At 63.0% G+C, this 18,952-nt stretch carries 14 protein-coding genes and 1 tRNA gene; 8 read left to right on the top strand and 7 right to left on the bottom strand.

Going from position 1 to position 18,952, the window contains the following annotated elements; all coding sequences use genetic code 11:
* Positions 1-64: 64 nt before the first annotated feature.
* From ugpE to hemN, 3 genes are all read left to right on the top strand, one after another.
* Positions 65-901 carry a sn-glycerol-3-phosphate ABC transporter permease UgpE gene (gene ugpE / locus AC04PT_RS02200; protein WP_482872432.1) on the top strand — a complete coding sequence of 279 codons (837 nt, stop codon included), beginning with the start codon at positions 65-67 and terminating at the stop codon, positions 899-901.
* Positions 902-903: 2 nt separating this feature from the next.
* Positions 904-1,956, top strand: a complete 1,053-nt coding sequence (locus AC04PT_RS02195) for a sn-glycerol-3-phosphate import ATP-binding protein UgpC (RefSeq protein ID WP_482871854.1) — start codon at positions 904-906, stop codon at positions 1,954-1,956.
* Between the two features lie 296 nt (positions 1,957-2,252).
* A complete protein-coding gene (hemN, locus tag AC04PT_RS02190) occupies positions 2,253-3,608 on the top strand; it encodes an oxygen-independent coproporphyrinogen III oxidase (RefSeq protein WP_482871853.1) in 1,356 nt (451 codons plus the stop codon).
* A gap of 130 nt (positions 3,609-3,738) precedes the next feature.
* On the opposite strand, the gene guaB is transcribed toward hemN, so the two are convergent.
* The 6 genes from guaB to pdxH all read right to left on the bottom strand — a co-directional run bounded on the left by guaB (position 3,739) and on the right by pdxH (position 11,953).
* Entirely contained in the window at positions 3,739-5,187 is a 1,449-nt protein-coding gene (gene guaB / locus AC04PT_RS02185) for an IMP dehydrogenase (protein WP_482871852.1), read from the bottom strand.
* 481 nt (positions 5,188-5,668) lie between these two features.
* Positions 5,669-9,331, bottom strand: a complete 3,663-nt coding sequence (locus AC04PT_RS02180) for a vitamin B12-dependent ribonucleotide reductase (RefSeq protein ID WP_482871851.1) — start codon at positions 9,329-9,331, stop codon at positions 5,669-5,671.
* 741 nt (positions 9,332-10,072) lie between these two features.
* Positions 10,073-10,149: transfer RNA gene (locus AC04PT_RS02175), tRNA-Pro, on the bottom strand.
* 108 nt (positions 10,150-10,257) lie between these two features.
* A complete protein-coding gene (locus AC04PT_RS02170) occupies positions 10,258-10,710 on the bottom strand; it encodes a DUF192 domain-containing protein (RefSeq protein ID WP_482871850.1) in 453 nt (150 codons plus the stop codon).
* A complete protein-coding gene (locus tag AC04PT_RS02165; RefSeq protein ID WP_482871849.1) occupies positions 10,707-11,237 on the bottom strand; it encodes a cold-shock protein in 531 nt (176 codons plus the stop codon). Before AC04PT_RS02165 ends, AC04PT_RS02170 begins: the two co-directional genes overlap by 4 nt.
* A gap of 110 nt (positions 11,238-11,347) precedes the next feature.
* A complete protein-coding gene (gene pdxH / locus AC04PT_RS02160) occupies positions 11,348-11,953 on the bottom strand; it encodes a pyridoxamine 5'-phosphate oxidase (protein ID WP_482871848.1) in 606 nt (201 codons plus the stop codon).
* 138 nt (positions 11,954-12,091) lie between these two features.
* Between pdxH and fabI the strand changes: the two genes are divergently transcribed.
* The 5 genes from fabI (at position 12,092) to trpE (ending at position 17,612) form a co-directional block, all read left to right on the top strand.
* Positions 12,092-12,898: an enoyl-ACP reductase FabI gene (gene fabI / locus AC04PT_RS02155; RefSeq protein ID WP_482871846.1), complete on the top strand. Its 807-nt coding sequence runs from the start codon at positions 12,092-12,094 to the stop codon at positions 12,896-12,898.
* 4 nt (positions 12,899-12,902) lie between these two features.
* Entirely contained in the window at positions 12,903-13,508 is a 606-nt protein-coding gene (locus tag AC04PT_RS02150; protein WP_482871845.1) for a LysE family translocator, read from the top strand.
* Positions 13,509-13,646: 138 nt separating this feature from the next.
* Positions 13,647-14,150 (top strand): xanthine phosphoribosyltransferase, encoded by a 504-nt coding sequence (gene gpt, locus AC04PT_RS02145; RefSeq protein WP_482871844.1) that lies wholly within the window; start codon positions 13,647-13,649, stop codon positions 14,148-14,150.
* Between the two features lie 96 nt (positions 14,151-14,246).
* Complete coding sequence (locus AC04PT_RS02140) at positions 14,247-16,091, top strand: peptidylprolyl isomerase (RefSeq protein ID WP_482871843.1); 1,845 nt, start codon at positions 14,247-14,249, stop codon at positions 16,089-16,091.
* 9 nt (positions 16,092-16,100) lie between these two features.
* Positions 16,101-17,612: an anthranilate synthase component I gene (trpE, locus tag AC04PT_RS02135; RefSeq protein ID WP_482871842.1), complete on the top strand. Its 1,512-nt coding sequence runs from the start codon at positions 16,101-16,103 to the stop codon at positions 17,610-17,612.
* A gap of 156 nt (positions 17,613-17,768) precedes the next feature.
* Here trpE and prfB read toward each other — a convergent pair whose 3' ends face one another.
* A complete protein-coding gene (gene prfB, locus AC04PT_RS02130) occupies positions 17,769-18,896 on the bottom strand; it encodes a peptide chain release factor 2 (protein WP_482871841.1) in 1,128 nt (375 codons plus the stop codon).
* Positions 18,897-18,952 lie beyond the last annotated feature (56 nt).

Here is an 18,952-nt window from a genome sequence, read left to right as displayed (position 1 = left end):
GGCCAATGCCGATCCGCTCGCCGCAGCCGTGCCGCCGAAACGCCGCAAGCGCCAGCCCGATGGCATGGTCGAAAGACGCGGCGCCGGGCTTTGGCTGACGCATGTCTTCATGGTGCTTGGCGTCTTTGTGATCTTCTTTCCGATCTGGCTGGCCTTCGTCGCCTCGACCGTGACGCAGGCCGATATCATTCGCCCGCCGATGCCCGTCTGGCCGGGCGACCAGTTCTTTATCAACTACAAGAACGCTCTGTTTTCCGGCGTGAACGTGCCCGTGGCGACGATGCTTTTCAACAGCCTGGTGATGGCGGTCGGAATTGCGGTGGGCAAGATCGCCATATCGCTGCTCTCTGCCTTCGCGATCGTCTATTTTAAATTCCCCGGGCGAAGCGTGTTCTTCTGGATGATCTTCCTGACGCTGATGCTGCCGGTGGAGGTTCGCATCGTACCGACCTTCGAAGTGGTCGCCGGGTTCGGGATGCTCAACAGCTACTCCGGCCTGATTTTACCTCTGATCGCCAGCGCCACCGCGACGTTCCTGTTTCGGCAGTTCTTTCTGACAATACCGGACGAACTGGCCGAGGCCGCCCGCGTCGATGGCGCGCGCCCGATGCGGTTCTTCTGGGATATCGTGGTGCCCATGAGCCGGACCAACGTGGCAGCGCTGTTCGTGATCCTCTTCATTTACGGTTGGAACCAGTACCTCTGGCCGCTTCTGATCACCACCGATCCGGAGATGAACACCATCGTCATGGGCATCAAGCAGATGTTCCCCTCGGGCGACGACTTTGCACATTGGCCGACGATTATGGCGACGTCCATCCTCGCGATGATCCCACCGGTCATCGTTGTGGTGGGGATGCAGCGTCTCTTCATCCGCGGCCTTGTAGACAGCGAGAAGTAAATATGGCGACAGTTACCCTTCAGGGCGTCACGAAATCATTCGGATCAACGGATGTCATCCACGGGATCGATGTCGAGATCGCGGATGGCGAATTTATCGTCATCGTGGGCCCCTCGGGGTGCGGGAAATCGACGTTGCTTCGCATGGTCGCGGGGTTGGAGACGGTCACCGACGGCGATGTACTGATCGGCGGGACGCGCGCCAACGACAAGGAACCGATGGACCGCGATATCGCCATGGTCTTCCAGAACTATGCGCTTTATCCGCACATGTCGGTACGACAGAACATGGGGTACGGGCTGAAGATCGCAGGCCTTCCCAAGGCTCAGATCAACGCCAAGGTGGAAGAGGCCGCGCGGCTCTTGCAGCTTGAAGCGCTCCTCGACCGCAAGCCCCGGCAGCTCTCGGGGGGGCAACGCCAGCGGGTCGCCATGGGACGTGCCATCGTCCGCGAGCCTGCGGTGTTTCTGTTCGATGAACCGCTCAGCAACCTAGATGCCAAGCTGCGCGTGCAAATGCGGCTGGAGATCAGGGAACTGCAGGCCAAGCTCGGGATCACATCGCTCTATGTCACCCACGACCAGGTCGAAGCCATGACCATGGCCGACCGGATGATCGTCATGAATGGCGGCGTGGCAGAGCAGATCGGAACGCCGCTGGAAGTCTACGAAACGCCGCGCACGCTCTTCGCTGCGCAGTTCATCGGCAGCCCGGCCATGAACATCATGGATGCGCACGTCGAAGCTGGCGCGGTCATGGTGGATGGGAAAGCCGTCGCTGAGGCCAGCGCGCCAGATGGTCTGGTCAAGTTCGGCGTCCGGCCCGAGCACCTGACGCCCGACGATAACGGCCCTCTGGTTGTGACCGTCCAGATGACAGAGCCCTTGGGAGCGAATACCTTGCTCCATTGCCGATTGTCAGGGCATCCCGACGGCTTCACAATCAGCCTTCCCGGTGTACACGTCATGACGCAAGGAACGACACCTTTGCGCTTCTCGGTTCAACAGGGCCAATCCCACATCTTTGATCCCGCGACCGGCTTGCGACTGTTCTAGCGCAGGATCCTTCTAAGTGATCGGCTCATTCACTAAGGAAGATTTTCGGAAAATTAACCTTCCTGCGCTGACGAGCCGGACATCATCGACGAAGTGTCATCTACTTCCGTGCTGCAGCATCTAATTTTTCTAACGGATGGCAGCTCGGGGTCCTCCGCGACGGACGGCCTGACCGTCCAGATTTCGGCTGACCTGCTCCCCGACAAGTCCTCGGTTCTCAAATATCCCTGCAACTTTCCCCGCGAAATTTGTTCTAGCGCAAAGTCCGCCGTCGGCATTCGGTGCAAGTTGACCGCATGAAGCACTTAGAGAAACTCAAGGCCCATGGCCTCTTCGACGCGCGCGTACCGCGCTATACCTCCTATCCGACGGCGGCTGTCTTCACGGCATCGGTCGGAGCAGACTATTACCGGACGGCGCTCGAAACCCTCGACCCAGCCGAGCCGGTTTCCGTTTATGTCCATATCCCGTTTTGTGAACGGCTGTGCTGGTTCTGCGCCTGCCACACACAGGGAACGCGCACCCTCGGACCCGTGGAAGCCTATATCGAGACGCTGGAGGCCGAACTGGACCTGCTTCGCAATACGGTTCCGACCGGCCTGCGCATGGGACGCCTGCACTGGGGCGGGGGCACGCCGACCATCCTGCCGCCGCCGTTGATCCATCGGTTGGCCACAGCAATCCGCGCCGTATTCCCTCCGGATGAGGATTTCGAGTTCTCGGTCGAGATCGACCCGACGATGATTGACCGCGCGAAGATCGACGCACTGGTGGCCGAGGGCATGACCCGGGCGTCGATCGGCATTCAGGACTTCGACCCCGAAGTGCAACAGGCCATTGGCCGGCCGCAACCCTTCGACATCACGCGCGCCTGCGTCGATGATCTGCGCGCGGCGGGGATTACATCCCTGAACGCTGATCTGGTCTATGGCCTGCCTCATCAGACCCGGACCCGGATCACCGACACCATCGACAAGGTTCTCAATCTAACCCCGGACCGGGCGGCGCTTTTCGGCTATGCCCATGTGCCCTGGGTGTCGAAGCGACAGAAGCTGATCAAGGAGGCCGCGCTTCCCGACGATGGCGAGCGCTACCATCTTTCTACCATCGCCGCTGGAAAACTGGTCGAAGCGGGCATGTCGCCAATCGGCATAGACCATTTCGCGCTGCCGGGTGACACGCTGGCAGCGGCGGCGCGCAGCGACCGCCTGCGACGTAATTTCCAGGGTTATACCGCCGATACCTGTCAATCTCTGATCGGCCTCGGGGCTTCGTCGATCTCACGGTTTACGGACGGATACGTCCAGAACGCCCCGGCGACGGCCGCCTACATCCAGCGCATCGCCTCGGGCGGGTTCGCAGCATCGAGGGGTTATGCGCTAAGCTCTGAAGACCGTCTTCGTGCCCGCGCGATCGAGGTCTTGATGTGCAACTTCCGTATTGAACTGACAGCGTTGCAGGGCGAGTTCGGTGTCGCGGCGAACACTCTCGCACCGGAGCTTCGACGACTCGCCGATCAATTTGGGGATCTGGTGCGCCTGCAAGATGGCTGCTTTGAAATCAAGCCGGAGGGCCGCGCCCTGACCCGGATCATCGCTGCCGGTCTCGATCAGCACGTGCCTGACAGGCAGACCTATTCACGTGCGTCCTGAGGCGCCCGGTCTCGTGATCTGTACGCAGCCTCGGATCAGCGCGCCAAAGGCTGTGGTGCCCTACCCGAAACCGGATTGCCCCAAGACAAGCGCATAGAACGACGACTTCTAGGGGCGCGCAGCCCCTTGATCATCCTACGCGATAGTTCGGAGATTCACGCGTGATCTGCACGTCGTGCACATGGCTTTCCCGCAACCCCGATCCGGTGATCTTGACGAAACGGCAGTTGCTGCGCATCTCGTCGATCGTGGCGCATCCGGTATAGCCCATGGCCGCGCGCAGCCCGCCCACCATCTGGTGAATGACGGCATTAGCAGAGCCCTTGTAAGCCACCTGTCCCTCGATCCCCTCGGGCACAAGCTTGTCGCTGGCGGCATCCTTCTGGAAATACCGGTCGGCCGACCCGCGCGCCATGGCGCCAAGGCTGCCCATGCCGCGATAGGCCTTGAACGAGCGGCCCTGATAGAGGATCACCTCGCCGGGCGATTCATCCGTGCCGGCGATCATGCTGCCAACCATGGCACAGGAGGCTCCCGCCGCAATCGCCTTGGCAAAGTCGCCCGAGAACTTGATGCCGCCGTCGGCAATCACCGGTACGTCGCCGGCAGCACCCGCGCTGTCCATGATCGCGGTCAGCTGCGGCACACCCACGCCGGCCACCATCCGTGTGGTGCAGATGCTGCCCGGTCCGATCCCCACCTTCACCGCATCGGCGCCGGCGTCGATCAGCGCCCGTGTCGCCTCGGCCGTGGCCACGTTGCCGGCGATCACCTGCAATTCGTTCGACAGTTGCTTGGCGCGGGTCACCGCCTCGAGCACGCCTTGCGAATGGCCATGCGCGGTGTCGATGACCACCACGTCCACGCCGGCCTGCACCAGTTCCTCGGTGCGCTCGAAGCCGCTGTCTCCGACGCTGGTCGCCGCCGCCACCCGCAGGCGGCCGAGGCTGTCCTTGCAGGCGGTGGGATTCAGCACCGCCTGTTCGGTGTCCTTCAGTGTCAGCAGGCCGGTCAGCTTGCCCTGCCCGTCATGCACCAGCAGCTTCTCGATCCGCCGCGCCTTCATCAGCGACTTGGCCTCTTCCAGGTCCGCCGGTTCGGCCAGCATCGCCAGGTTGTCCGAGGTCATCATCACCTTGACCGGGGTGTCGTCGCTGGACGCGAAGCGCATGTCGCGATTGGTGAGAATGCCGACCACGCGGCCGGCTTCGTCCACCACCGGGAAGCCGGTGAAATTGTAGCGCTCCACGAGCTCCTTGGCGTCCGCAAGGGTCTGGTCGACCTTCAGTGTCACCGGGTTATAGACGATACCGCTTTCGAACCGCTTGACCCGGCGCACCTCGCGCGACTGCGCCTCGATGTCGAGGTTCTTGTGGATCACGCCCATGCCGCCGGCCTGCGCCATGGTGATCGCCATCCGGCTTTCGGTGACGGTGTCCATGGCCGAACTGAGCAGCGGAATGTTCAGCCGGATCGACTTGGTCACACGGGTGGTGGTGTCGGCGGTGTTGGGCAGGACATTGGACGCGGCCGGTACCAGCAGCACATCGTCAAATGTCAGCGCCTCGCGAATCTCCATCGGCGGTCCTCATGAGCAGCAGCATTTGACGCCTCCCTATTTCACGGGTTCCGGCGAAAGGAAAGAGCCCAAGGACGGGAAAGCGCCCCTGTTTTGAACGCAACGCAAAATCCGTCGACGAATTTTTACCGATCCGTCGACGGATCGGTCTTCGCCCGACCGGGAACGCACTGGTGGACGGCGACATGTCCTGTGGATACGGCCTTTCCGCAACGGCCCTGCCGTAACATAGGCCAACAGTTTCAACTCCCTGACCCCCAGCATGCATGTGAACAGCTTTGTGGGGATTTCACCGTAACGGGCTCTGCCTGAAAAAGAAACGGGGCACCCGCAGGCACCCCAGTTTCACGAACCAAGCTCATCGTTGGTACCGCTCGTTTGATTTTTCGCCTGCGGCCCGATCCGTGCAAGGGGCGAGCGCACCCGCCCCTGATCTCATTCATGTCGCGCAAACCGAATTCCTTCGCAGGAATTCCGGCGCTCAGCTACACCCGCTGGTTCCGCCGCAGGTGTTGCACTTCATGCAGGTGCCGTTACGCACCAGCGTGTAGTTGCCGCAGTCGCCGCAGGGGTCGCCCTCATAGCCCTGCATCTTCGCCTTAGTCCGCGCGTCCATCGACACCGTTCCGGAAGACACAGCCGTCGTCGTCGTCACCGAGGCGGACACAGCACCGCCGCCCTGCGCCACGTCGGGCACAATAGTCTGGAGGGTCATGACCGGATCGTCCATCTGACCGCCCCGCAGGACGACAAGCTCCTGGGGGAGGCGCTTGCGCAGGTAGCCGGTCGAGCTGATCTGCTTCAGCACCTCCAGCGATTTCGAGGCCGCGCTTTCGCTCACCTCGGTGACGTTCGAGAGCCCCTCCTCGACACCCCGGCCCAGATCGTCAAAGCTGGCGCCCTCGGGTTTCACATGGGCTAGATCGGTGCGGTCCAGATAGGACACCGCCAGCTCACGGAAGATATAGTCGAGGATGGATGTGGCATTCTTGATCGAGTCGTTGCCCTGCACCATGCCCGCCGGTTCGAACTTGGTGAAAGTGAAGGCGTCGACGAATTCCTCAAGCGGGACGCCGTATTGCAGGCCCACGCTGACGGCGATGGCGAAGTTGTTCATCATCGCGCGGAAGCCCGCGCCTTCCTTGTGCATGTCGATGAAGATCTCGCCGAGGTTGCCGTCCTCGTACTCGCCGGTCCGCAGATAGACCTTGTGGCCGCCGACGATCGCCTTCTGAGTATAGCCCTTGCGACGCTCCGGCATCCGGGTCCGCTGCGACTTCACGATCTCCTTGACGATGATCTTCTCGACGATCTTTTCGGCCAGCACCGTGGCCTTCTCCTGTGCCGAGCCGGTTTCCAGCACCTCGGCCGCATCGTCGTCGTCCTCGACCAGCGCCGCCGCCAGCGGCTGCGACAGTTTCGATCCGTCGCGGTAGAGCGCGTTGGCCTTGACCCCCATCTGCCACGACCGCTCATAAGCCGCCTGACAATCCTCGATGGTGGCGTCGTTGGCCATGTTGATGGTCTTCGAAATCGCACCCGAAATGAAGCTTTGCGCCGCCGCCATCATGTCGATGTGGCTGTTGACCGACAGGAAGCGCTTGCCCTTCTTGCCGCAGGGGTTTGCGCAATCGAAGATCGCGTAGTGCGCGGTCTTCAGGTGCGGTGCGCCCTCCAGCGTCATGGTGCCGCAGACGTGGTCGTTGGCGGCGTCGATATCGGCCTTGGCATAGCCCAAGTGGCGCAGCAGGTCGAACGTCGGATCGTTCAGCCTCTCGCCCGGGATGCCCAGCACGTCCTTGCAGAAGTCCTCGCCCAGCGTCCACTGATTGAACACGAAGCGGATGTCGAAGGCCGAGCCAAGCGCCGCTTCCACCTTCTCGATCTCCTCAGAGCCGAAGCCGTGGCCAATCAACGAGGTGTGATTGATGCCGGGCGCGTTGCCCAGAGTGCCATGACCGACGGCGTAAGAGACGATCTCTTCAACTTGGGAGGAGGAATATCCGAGCTTCTCCAACGCCGCCGGCACCGAGCGGTTGATGATCTTGAAGTACCCGCCGCCCGCGAGTTTCTTGAACTTCACAAGCGCGAAGTCCGGTTCGATCCCTGTGGTATCGCAGTCCATCACCAGCCCGATGGTGCCGGTGGGCGCGATCACCGTCGATTGCGCGTTGCGATATCCGTGCTTCTCGCCCAGTTCCAGCGCCTCATCCCAGGCACTCTTGGCAAGCTCCACCAGACGCGCATCCGGGCAGTTCTCGTGATCGAGCGCCACCGGCTTGACCGAGAGACCCTCGTAGCCTTCGGTATGCCCGTGAGCGGCATTGCGGTGATTGCGGATGACCCGCAGCATGTGCTGTTCGTTACGCTTGTAGCCGGCAAAGGGCCCCAGTTCGCCCGCCACCTCGGCCGAGGTCGCATAGGCCACGCCGGTCATGACCGCGGTCAGCGCGCCGCAAAGCGCCCGGCCCTCTTTCGAATCGTAGCCGTAACCCATGTTCATCAGCAGGCCGCCGATGTTGGCATAGCCAAGGCCAAGGGTGCGGAAGTCATAGGAAAGCTGCGCGATCTCCTTCGACGGAAATTGCGCCATGGTGACGCTGATTTCCAGCGTCAGGGTCCAAAGCCGCGTCGCGTGCATGTATTCGTCGGCCTGGAACTCACCGTCACGGTAGAAGGTCAGCAGGTTCATCGAGGCCAGGTTGCATGCGGTATCGTCGAGGAACATGTATTCCGAACACGGGTTCGACCCGCGGATCGCGCCGTCTTCTGGGCAGGTATGCCACTGGTTGACGGTGTCGTGGTACTGAATGCCCGGATCGGCGCAGGCCCAGGCCGCGTGACCGATCTGTTCCCAAAGCTCCTTGGCATCGATTTCCTTGGCGACCTGCCCGTCGGTGCGGTTCAGCAGCGCCCATTTGTCGCCGTTCTTGACCGCTTCGAGGAAGGCATTGGTCACCCGGATCGAGTTGTTGGAGTTCTGCCCCGAGACGGACGCATAAGCTTCGCTGTCCCAATCGGTGTCATAGGTCGGGAATTCGATCGACGAATAGCCCTGCCGCGCGTAATCCAGCACCCGCTTGACATAGGTCTCGGGGATCATCGCCTTCTTGGCGGCGCGGATCGCGGTTTTCAGGCCGTCGTTCTTGGCCGGATCATAGGCGTCCTCGGCCAGACCGTCCCATGCGCCGATCGCTTCGAAAATGCCGTTCAGCATCTTCTCGTGCATCTTCGAGCCGGCGACGATCGAGGCGACCTTCTGCTCTTCCTTGACCTTCCAGTTGATGAATTCCTCGATGTCCGGGTGATCGGCATCGCAGATCACCATCTTGGCGGCCCGGCGCGTGGTGCCGCCCGACTTGATGGCGCCCGCCGCGCGGTCCCCGATCTTGAGAAAGCCCATCAGGCCGCTCGACTTGCCGCCGCCAGACAGCTTCTCGCCTTCGGCGCGCAGCGACGAAAAGTTCGTGCCGGTGCCGGAGCCATATTTGAACAGGCGCGCCTCACGCACCCACAAATCCATGATGCCTCCGTCACCGACCAGGTCATCCGCGACCGACTGGATGAAGCACGCGTGCGGCTGCGGATGTTCGTATGCCGATTTCGACCGGGTCAGCTTGCCGGTCTTGTAATCCACGTAGTAGTGTCCCTGCCCGGGACCGTCGATGCCATAGGCCCAGTGCAGCCCGGTGTTGAACCACTGCGGGCTGTTGGGCGCGGCGCGCTGGGTCGCCAGCATGAACCGCATCTCGTCGTAATAGGCCTGTGCGTCCTCTTCGGTGGTGAAATAGCCACCCTTCCAGCCCCAGTAGGTCCAGGCCCCGGCCAGACGGTCAAACACTTGCTTGGACGACATCTCGCCCACGCGTTCGCCATCGGCCGAGGCAGGGGCCGAGCGCCAGAGGAACTCGGGCACGTCCTTCTCGCGCACCTTCTTGAGCTCGACAGGCACCCCGGCCTTGCGGAAGTATTTCTGGGCGATCACATCGCTGGCCACCTGGCTCCACGACGCCGGCACCTCGACATTGTCGAGACGGAACACCACGGTGCCATCGGGATTGCGGATTTCGGACGCGGTGGTCACGAAATCGATCTCTGCGTAGGCATCCTGACCCGCTTTGGTGAACCGTCTTTCGATCTTCATTTTAACCTTGCCTCTTTGACCTTGAGCCCGGCCCTTCGGGCCAGTGCGGCTTTGCCGCGAGTTTTTGCAAAACATCACCTTCCGCCGAACCCGCAATCCCGGTGGCAGCAGACGCCCAGGCAATCGCCGGTCGGCGTCGATCGGGCCCTGTGACCCTATGTGAAGGCTGTTTATCGTCCCCTGTTTCGCTGGCACTACATATTGTGCGCCTTACGACAACACCCACAATCTGACGTATTAAAGCATAGACCGTCAACAACGATTTTTTCTAAAATCAGAACAGTTTTCTCTTGACCGACCCATCACTGAAACGCTCCTCGATTCAACCCCGGCGCGTCCACAAAATCCTCCACAGGGCATGGTTCGAAAAAGTGCTTTGAAAACCGTGACGTTTGGCGCCTCCATCCCGTAATTGTCCGGGGTTTATCCCCTGCGCGATGCTGCACTTGCCGCAGCGAAGCTGTGCGTGCGCAGAAAAATCCGGAAACGTGACGAATGTGCCAGAAAGACACAGGCAAGTGCCTGTCATGACCGCGAAATGCTCAGACGCTGCCGTCCACAAACACCAGATTTGGTGGTCGCAAGGTCCGGGGGATTCGCAGAGAACCTCGCTGATAATCCGTCTGGCAAAGTGAATGGACGCTGCTTGGAACAGGTGCGTCGGACATAACGCCGGTCGGCTCGCCCCGCGCTCATGCACACATGCGGACGGAAAACGACCGGTTGCCGATGTAGAGGAAGTGGTCGGGACGGCAAGATTCGAACTTGCGACCTACGGTACCCAAAACCGTCGCGCTACCAGGCTGCGCTACGCCCCGAAACCGGCGTCTTCTTAATCGCCTCTCGCTGCAAAGAAAAGCCGCAAAGCGACCCGCGCCCTGTCAATTCTTTTGCAGAGGTCGCAGACCTGTATCAGATCGGCGATGTCAGCACGGCCAGGCAGCGCCGTCCTGCGGCAGGTCCGCATGGCGCACCACGGTCCCCTCTTCGATGCCGATTCGTTCGGCCAACCCGCCGTTGATCTCGAGCACGCTCAACACCGGCGCGCCACTGGGAATGGCTGTCCGGTCATGCGGCACCGCGTTGGAATGCACCTTCTTCACCACGCCGCGCCGGTCGATGAAGATCATGTCCAGCGGGATCAGCGTGTTCTCCATCCAAAATGCCACCGGTTGCGGACGGTCATAGACGAACAGCATACCGGCATCCTCGGGCATCTGCTCGACGAACATCAGGCCCCTGGCTCGCGTCTCGTAGGTATCGACGACCTCGACTGCAAAGGCGGTCCGCCCGAAGTCGCCCGCCAACTCGATCTGGCCGGGGGTGCAGGCGGCCGCAACCGGCCCCGCCCCGACAATCGCCAGCAATGCCGCGATCATTCGGATTTCAGAGCACTTTCCCATGGACACACCTCAACCGCCATCCGGCCACGCTTGCCTTCGATGGCACGCAGACCCAGAGCCTCGCCAGACTGCACGTCCGCCAGGCCCGAGCGGCGCAGCACCTCGACATGCAGGAACACATCCTCGGGTCGACCAAAGACATTGGCGAAACCGAAGCCCTTGCCCTTGTCGAACCACTTCACCCGCGCAGGCTCAAGTTCGGCGGCAGCGATGAGATCGGGATCCACCGCTTCGAAATCCGCAAGCGGCGGCGTACCGTCATCCTCGGGCGGCTGGATCTCGATCACCGCGACGGCCTGGATGCCGCGCGGCGTTTCCTGAACATCGACAAGCACCCGCGCGCCATCGGCGACCGAGCTTTGACCGTAGTTGCGCAGAACGTTGGAGTGCAGAAGGATGTCGGGACCGCCGGCATCGGCTATCACGAAGCCGAACCCCTTCAGCGGGTCGAACCATTTTACCCTACCCTCAACACGCGCGGGCTGATGCTCTGAACGTTCCAAGTCGGACCCTGCTCTTTCTCTTCCCTGTTAACACTTGCCTGAAAAAATCGACATAATGCAAGCGCATTTGGCTGATTTTAGAGGCTCTTGCATTTCACGCACCGTGGGATTCAGGGACTCAGACGGGTTGTCGTCCAGCTTTCGGCGGGTGATGCCCGCCGCCAGACAAACCTGTCATGCAGTCGGAATGCTCCGTCTGCCCAGAACTCGATCTCCACAGGGGTGATACGCCAGCCGCCCCAGAACGGCGGTCGCTCCGGGGCCGTGCCCTTTTGCGCGGTAATTTTCGCCACATCGGCCATCAGCGCCCCGCGCGAGGCCAGCGGCTGCGATTGCCGCGAAGCCCATGCCCCGATCCGGCTTTTCAGCGAGCGCGAGGAAAAATAGTCATCCGCCTGCGGACCGTCCTCGCGGGTCACCAGTCCGCGCACCCGGACCTGCCGGCGCAGGCTTTTCCAGTGCATCACGAAGGCCGCGGTGCCCGTGGCCTCGATCTCGTGGCTCTTGGCGCTTTCATAATTTGTGTAAAAGACGAAGGCCCCGTCCTCGATATCCTTCAGCAGGACCATTCGGGCATTGGGCAGACCTTCGGAATCCACGGTCGCAAGCGCGATCGCATTTGGATCGTTGATCTCGACCTTCTCGGCCTCGTCCAGCCACCGGCGGGCAATGACGAAGGGATCTTCTCCGGCAAAAATGCCGTCTCTGTCACTCATAAAACGCGTCCTTTCACACGTTAACTTCACCTTTCCACATAACTGCGGCAACCCATCCACACGGATAGGCTTTCGCTTGATGCGCCCCAGCGGATACCCTAAAGCCTTAACGACGTGAATATGAGCGGAGAATGCCCGATGTCGAACACGCTGATGGCCGGAAAACGCGGCCTTGTCATGGGTCTGGCAAACGACAAGTCGATTGCCTGGGGCATCGCGCGGGCGCTGGGTGAAGCCGGGGCCGAACTTGCCTTTTCCTACCAGGGCGACGCGCTGCGCAAACGGGTCGAGCCGCTGGCAGCACAGCTTGGCAGCGACATCGTCCTGCCCTGTGACGTCGGCGACGAGGCGTCGATCGATGCGTTGTTCTCGGACCTGAAGGAACGCTGGGGCAACCTCGATTTCCTCGTCCACTGCATCGGTTTCTCCGACAAATCCGAATTGCGCGGCCGCTACGTCGACACCTCACGCGGTAACTTCGCCATGTCGATGGACATTTCGGTCTACAGCTTCACCGCGGTGATGCAGCGTGCCGAAAAGATGATGCAGCCCGGCAGCTCCGCCGTCACGCTCACCTATTACGGCGCCGAACGCGTGATGCCCCACTATAATGTCATGGGCGTCGCCAAGGCCGCGCTGGAGGCTTCTGTGCGCTACCTCGCCGAGGATCTGGGCAAGGACGGCATCCGGGTCAACGCCATCAGCGCGGGGCCGATCAAGACGCTGGCGGCCTCGGGGATCGGCGATTTCCGCTACATCATGAAGTGGAACGAATACAACTCGCCGCTGCGCCGCAACGTGACCATCGACGATGTCGGTCGTTCGGCGCTCTACCTGCTGTCAGACCTGGGCTCCGGTGTTACCGGCGAGAACCTGCACGTCGACGCAGGCTATCACGTGGTCGGCATGAAAGCGGTGGACGCGCCCGACATGTCCAAGGGCTGAGCCCTTGGGCTGGGAGCATATCCTCGCCTTCAACCTGACCCTGCTGGCGGCGCTGGCCTCGCCCGGCCCGGCGCTGATGATGGCGCTGCGCACCTCGCTGGTCTCCGGACCCCGTGCCGGTATCGCCTGCGGGCTGGGGCTGGGCACCATGGCGGCCCTTTGGACCCTGCTGGCGCTTATCGGCCTCGACGCCGTTTTCGCGCTGGTGCCCTGGGCTTATCTTACCCTCAAGATCGTCGGCGCCGCCTATCTGCTCTGGATTGCCCGCGCCATGTGGCGCGACGCGCGCCGGCCTCTTGCCGCCGACAAAACAGTGCCCCGACGCCGCGCCTTCCGCACCGGCCTGCTGGTCAACCTCGCGAACCCCAAGTCGGTGCTGTTTGCCTCCGCCGTGCTTCTGGTGATCTTTCCGCAGGGTATGAGCCCCGCCGACAAGGCTCTCATCGTGGTCAACCACCTGGTTGTGGAAGCCGCCGCCTACACCGGTTTCGCGCTGCTCCTTGGCACCCGCCCGGCGCGCGACGGCTATCTCCGCCTGAAGCACATCCTCGATCGCACCGCCGCCATCGTCCTCAGCCTGCTGGGGCTTCGCCTGATCCTCAGCCGCTGACCTTGCCGTTCTCCGGTTCGGCAAACACCCGGGTGAGCCGCGGGCGGGGCCCCGCCCCCTTCCGGGCCTCCCCCTGCGTGACACTTCCTTTTGCCGGCAAGCTGCGCTAGGAGCCATGCAAAACGGAGGATCCCCCAGATGAGCGACCGTCTCCCCCACGAAAAAGGTTTCCACGTCAGCTGGGACCAGCTGCACCGCGATGCCCGGGCCCTGGCTTGGCGGCTTGACGGCCATGGCCCGGACGACGGCGGTTGGCGCGCCGTGGTGGCGATCACCCGTGGCGGCATGGCGCCGGCGATGATCGTCGCGCGCGAACTTGATATCCGCATGGTCGATACCATCAGCGTGAAAAGCTACAATCACCAGCAGCAGAGCGAACCGGTGGTGATCAAGTCCCCCGACATGGACGTCATCGGCGACGGCACCGGTGTCCTTGTGGTGGATGATCTTGTCGATACCGGCCGGACCATCGAAACCGTGCGGGCGCATATGCCCAAGGCGCATATCGCCACCGTCTACGCCAAGCCCAGCGGCCGGCCGCAGGTGCACACCTTCATCACCGAGGTCAGCCAGGACACCTGGATCTTCTTCCCATGGGACATGGCGCTGCAATACGTCGAACCCTACCGCGGCAAGGACTGATCCCGGCACGGCGCAAGGGACCAGCCGCCCCTTGCCCCTGCGCCGGCCTCCGCGTAGACAGTCGGCCAGATAAAACCGTAGGCAACAGGGGCGGTCATGGCCAAGGGCAATAGCATTTCGAAGACGCTGGTCTGGATCCTCATGGGTCTTCTCTTCGTCGGCCTCGCGGGCTTCGGCGCGACCAACCTTTCCGGCACCATCCGTACCGTCGGCGCGGTGGGCGACCAGCCGATCACCGTCGATGATTATGCACGCGGTCTCCAACAGGAAATGCGGGCCGTTCAGGCCGAAACCGGACAGGCCCTGAGCTTCCAGCAAGCCCAGTCGATGGGCCTGCCCGAGCGTGTGCTGTCGCGCCTCATCGCCACCTCCGCGATCGACAACGAGGCGCAGCGCCTCGGCATCTCGGTGGGAGATCAGGCGGTGGCCGAGGAACTGATGCAAATCTCGGCCTTTCAGGGCCCCGGCGGCGGCTTCGACCGCGACACCTATCGCTTCGCGCTGGAAACTGCCGGCATTGAAGAGGGCGAATTCGAGGAGGACCTGCGTCAGGAAACCGCCCGCGCCCTGCTTCAGGCCGCCATCGTCTCGGGCAACCGCATGCCCGACACCTATACCGACGCGCTCATGACCTTCATCGGCGAAACCCGCGATTTCACCTGGGCCGCCCTTGACGAGGACCTGCTGTCCGAGCCGATCCCCGACCCCACCGACGAACAGCTCGCCGCATTCTACGAAGAGAACATCGCCCGTTACACCCGCCCCGAGACGCGCGCCATCACCTACGCCTGGATCACCCCCGACATGCTCATCGACACGGTCGAGGTCGACGAAGACGCGATGCAACGCGCATATGACGAACAGAGCGCCCGCTTCAACCAGCCCGAGCGCCGCCTCGTCGAACGCCTCGTGATGCCCGACCAGGACGCCGCCGAGGCCGCCATCGCCCGGATCGAGGCCGAAGAAACCACCTTCGAGGACGAGGTTACCGCCCGCGGTCTGGCGCTGCCCGATGTCGACATGGGCGATGTCACCCGCCGCGACCTTGGCGCCGCCGCCGACGACATCTTCGCCGCCGAGGCCGACACCGTGGTGGGCCCGCTGGCCAGTGATCTCGGTCCCGCGATCTACCGGGTCAACGGCATCCTGCCCGCACAGGAAACCAGCTTCGAGGACGCCCAGCCGGTCCTGCGCGAACAACTGGCCCAGGACCGCGCGCGCCGCGTCATCGAGGCCCAGATCACCGACATCGACGACCTGCTGGCAGGCGGCGCCACGCTCGAGGAACTGGCCGACGAGACCGAAATGAAACTCGGTCAGATCGACTGGACCCCGCAAAGCGACAGCGACATCGCCGGCTACGACGCCTTTCGCGAGGTGGCCGCCGAGGCCGCCGAAGGCGATTACCCCGAGGTGGCGGAGCTGGGTGACGGCGGAATCTTCGCGATGCGCCTCGACGCCATCAATCCGCCCGAGCCGCAACCGCTCGACGAGGTCCGGGATCTTGTCGCCGAGGATTGGCGCCGCGCCGAGGCCGAGACCCGCCTGCTTGGGCGCGCCGAGGCACTGGCCGCCGAACTGGGCGAAGGCAAGACCTTCGAGGCCCTCGATCTCACCGCCCGGGAACAGACCGGTCAGACCCGCACCGGCACCCTTCCGGGGCTGCCTGCCGAAACGCTCGAACGGCTCTTCGCGCTCGACACCACCGGCACGCTCGCCCTGCCCCACGATGGCGGCGCAGTCGTCCTGCGGCTTGACGCGATCAACGCCCCCAACACCGAAGACCAGCAGAACCAGGTCATCCGCGGTGCATTGGTAAGCCAGGTCAACACCGGCCTGTCGAACGATCTGTTCCAGGCGCTGGCACAGGAAATCCAGTCGCGCGAAGGCATCACGATCGACCAGCAGGCGCTGAACGCCGTGCACGCCAACTTCCAGTAAGGCAGCTCAATGGCCCTGACGCCCGATTACGAGACCTTCGCCGAAGGCTACGCCGCCGGCCGCAACCAGGTGGTCTATACCCGCCTCGCCGCTGACCTCGACACCCCGGTATCGCTGATGCTGAAGCTGACCGGCGCCGCCCGCGACGCCTTCATGCTCGAGTCGGTGACCGGCGGCGAGGTGCGCGGCCGCTATTCGATCATCGGCATGAAGCCCGACCTGATCTGGCAATGCCACGGACAGCAGGCGCGGCTCAACCGGCAGGCCCGTTTCGACGGCGACGCCTTTGCCGACGAAGCGGACGATCCCCTGACATCACTGCGCGCGCTGATCGAGGAAAGCCACATCGACCTGCCCGCCGACCTGCCACAGGCCTCGGCCGGGCTGTTCGGTTATCTCGGCTACGACATGATCCGGCTGGTCGAGAACCTGCCCGACGTCAATCCCGACCCGCTGGGCCTGCCCGACGCGGTGCTGATGCGCCCCTCGGTCATCGCCGTGCTCGACGGGGTCAAGGGCGAGGTCACCGTCGTCTCGCCGGTCTGGCACACCGACGCGCAATCCGCCAAGGCGGCCTTTGCCCAGGCCGCCGAGCGCGTCATGGACGCCGTGCGCGACCTCGAACGCGCAATGCCGTCGGAAAGCCGCGACCTTGGCGAGGCGGCCGAGATCGGCGAACCGGTGTCGAATTTTGCCAAGGCCGATTACCTCGCGGCGGTCGAGAAGGCCAAGGATTACATCCGCGCCGGCGACATCTTCCAGGTGGTCCCGGCGCAGCGCTGGACGCAGGACTTCCCGCTGCCGCCCTTCGCGCTCTACCGCTCGCTGCGGCGCACCAATCCGTCGCCCTTCATGTTCTACTTCAACTTCGGCAGCTTTCAGGTGGTCGGCGCCAGCCCCGAAATCCTCGTCCGCGTCTTCGGGCGCGAGGTCACGATCCGCCCGATCGCCGGCACCCGTCCGCGCGGGCAGACCCCCGAGGAAGACAAGACGCTGGAACAGGACCTGTTGTCGGATCAGAAGGAACTGGCCGAACACTTGATGCTGCTTGACCTCGGCCGCAACGACACCGGGCGCGTGTCCAAGATCGGCACCGTGCACCCGACCGAGGAATTCATCATCGAACGCTACTCCCACGTCATGCATATCGTGTCGAACGTGGTCGGCGAGCTCTCCGAAGATCACGACGCCCTGTCCGCCCTGCTGGCCGGTCTTCCCGCCGGCACCGTTTCGGGCGCGCCCAAGGTCCGCGCAATGGAGATCATCGACGAGCTTGAGCCTGAAAAGCGCGGCGTCTACGGCGGCGGCGTCGGTTATTTCAGCGCCGGTGGCGACATGGACATGTGCATCGCGCTGCGCACGGCAGTGGTGAAGGACGAAAAACTCTACATCCAGGCTGGCGGCGGCGTGGTCTACGACAGCGATCCCGAGGCCGAGTTCCAGGAAACCGTCAACAAGTCCAAGGCGATCCGCAAGGCCGCCGAGGAGGCCGGCCGCTTCACCACCGCCGGAAATCGCTAGACGGCGCGCCGCCACTTGAGACCGCCGAGTCCCCTGCTTCTTCGGTTCAAAAATATCCTCGGGGGAGTTTGAGGGGGCAGACAGCCCCCTCAAGGCCTGCGTGGCCCGAACGCAATCCAACCTGCGTGCGTCAGCACACCGCCGGATCAGACCGCCTCAGTCCTCGCCCTGCGCCTCGGCGCGGCTCTTGCCCGACACGTCCATCGCCAGCGTCGCCGCCATGAAGCCGTCCAGATCGCCGTCCAGTACGCCCTTGGTGTCGGAGGTCTCGTGCCCGGTGCGCAGGTCCTTCACCATCTGGTAGGGCTGCAGCACGTAAGACCGGATCTGGTTGCCCCAGCCGGCATCGCCCTTGGCCTCGTGCGCGGCGTTGATGTCGGCGTTGCGCCGGTCCAGCTCCAATTGATAGAGCCGCGATTTCAACGCCTTCATGGCGATGTCGCGGTTCTGGTGCTGCGATTTCTCGGAGCTTGTCACCACGATCCCGGTCGGATGGTGGGTGATCCGCACGGCCGAGTCAGTGGTGTTCACGTGCTGGCCGCCCGCGCCCGAAGACCGATAGGTGTCGATGCGGATATCCGCCGGGTTCACCTCGATCTCGATATTGTCGTCAACCACCGGATACACCCAGACCGAACTGAACGAGGTATGGCGCTTGGCGGCGCTGTCATAGGGCGAGATCCGCACCAAACGGTGCACGCCCGACTCCGACTTCAGCCAGCCATAGGCATTATGGCCCGAGATCTTGTAGGCTGCGGACTTGATGCCCGCCTCTTCGCCCGGGCTCTCGGCCTGAAGCTCGACCTTGTAGCCATGCGCCTCGGCCCAGCGCACGTACATCCGCGCCAGCATGTTGGCCCAATCGCAGCTCTCGGTGCCGCCGGCCCCGGCGTTGATCTCCAGAAAAGTGTCGTTGGCGTCCGCCTCGCCGTCGAGCAGCGCCTCCAGCTCCTTCTGCGCGGCGCGCGTCACCAGCGAAGAGATCGCGGCTTCGGCCTCCTGAACGATCTCGGCATCGTCCTCCATCTCGCCCATCTCGATCAGCTCTAGATTGTCCGACAACTCCTGCTTCATGGTCTCGTAGGTCTGGACCTTGTCCATCAGCACCTGGCGGTCGCGCATCAGCTTCTGTGCCTTCTCGGGATCGTTCCACAGGTCCGGATCCTCGGTCATGGCATTGAATTCTTCCAGCCGGTGCGGCGCGGTCTCGTAATCCATGCGCTGCGCCAGAAGCTTCAGCGATTTCTGGATGTCCGCCACCTTGTTCTGGATTTCCGCGCGCATGTCATTCCCTGCCCTGGCTTTTCAGACCTGCCTGATACCAAGCCGCCGGACCAGGG

This window comes from Litorisediminivivens sp. KMU-197 (assembly GCF_056858395.1).
Note: the sequence above shows the minus strand (reverse complement) of the source record. Positions and strands in the feature narration are given on the sequence as shown.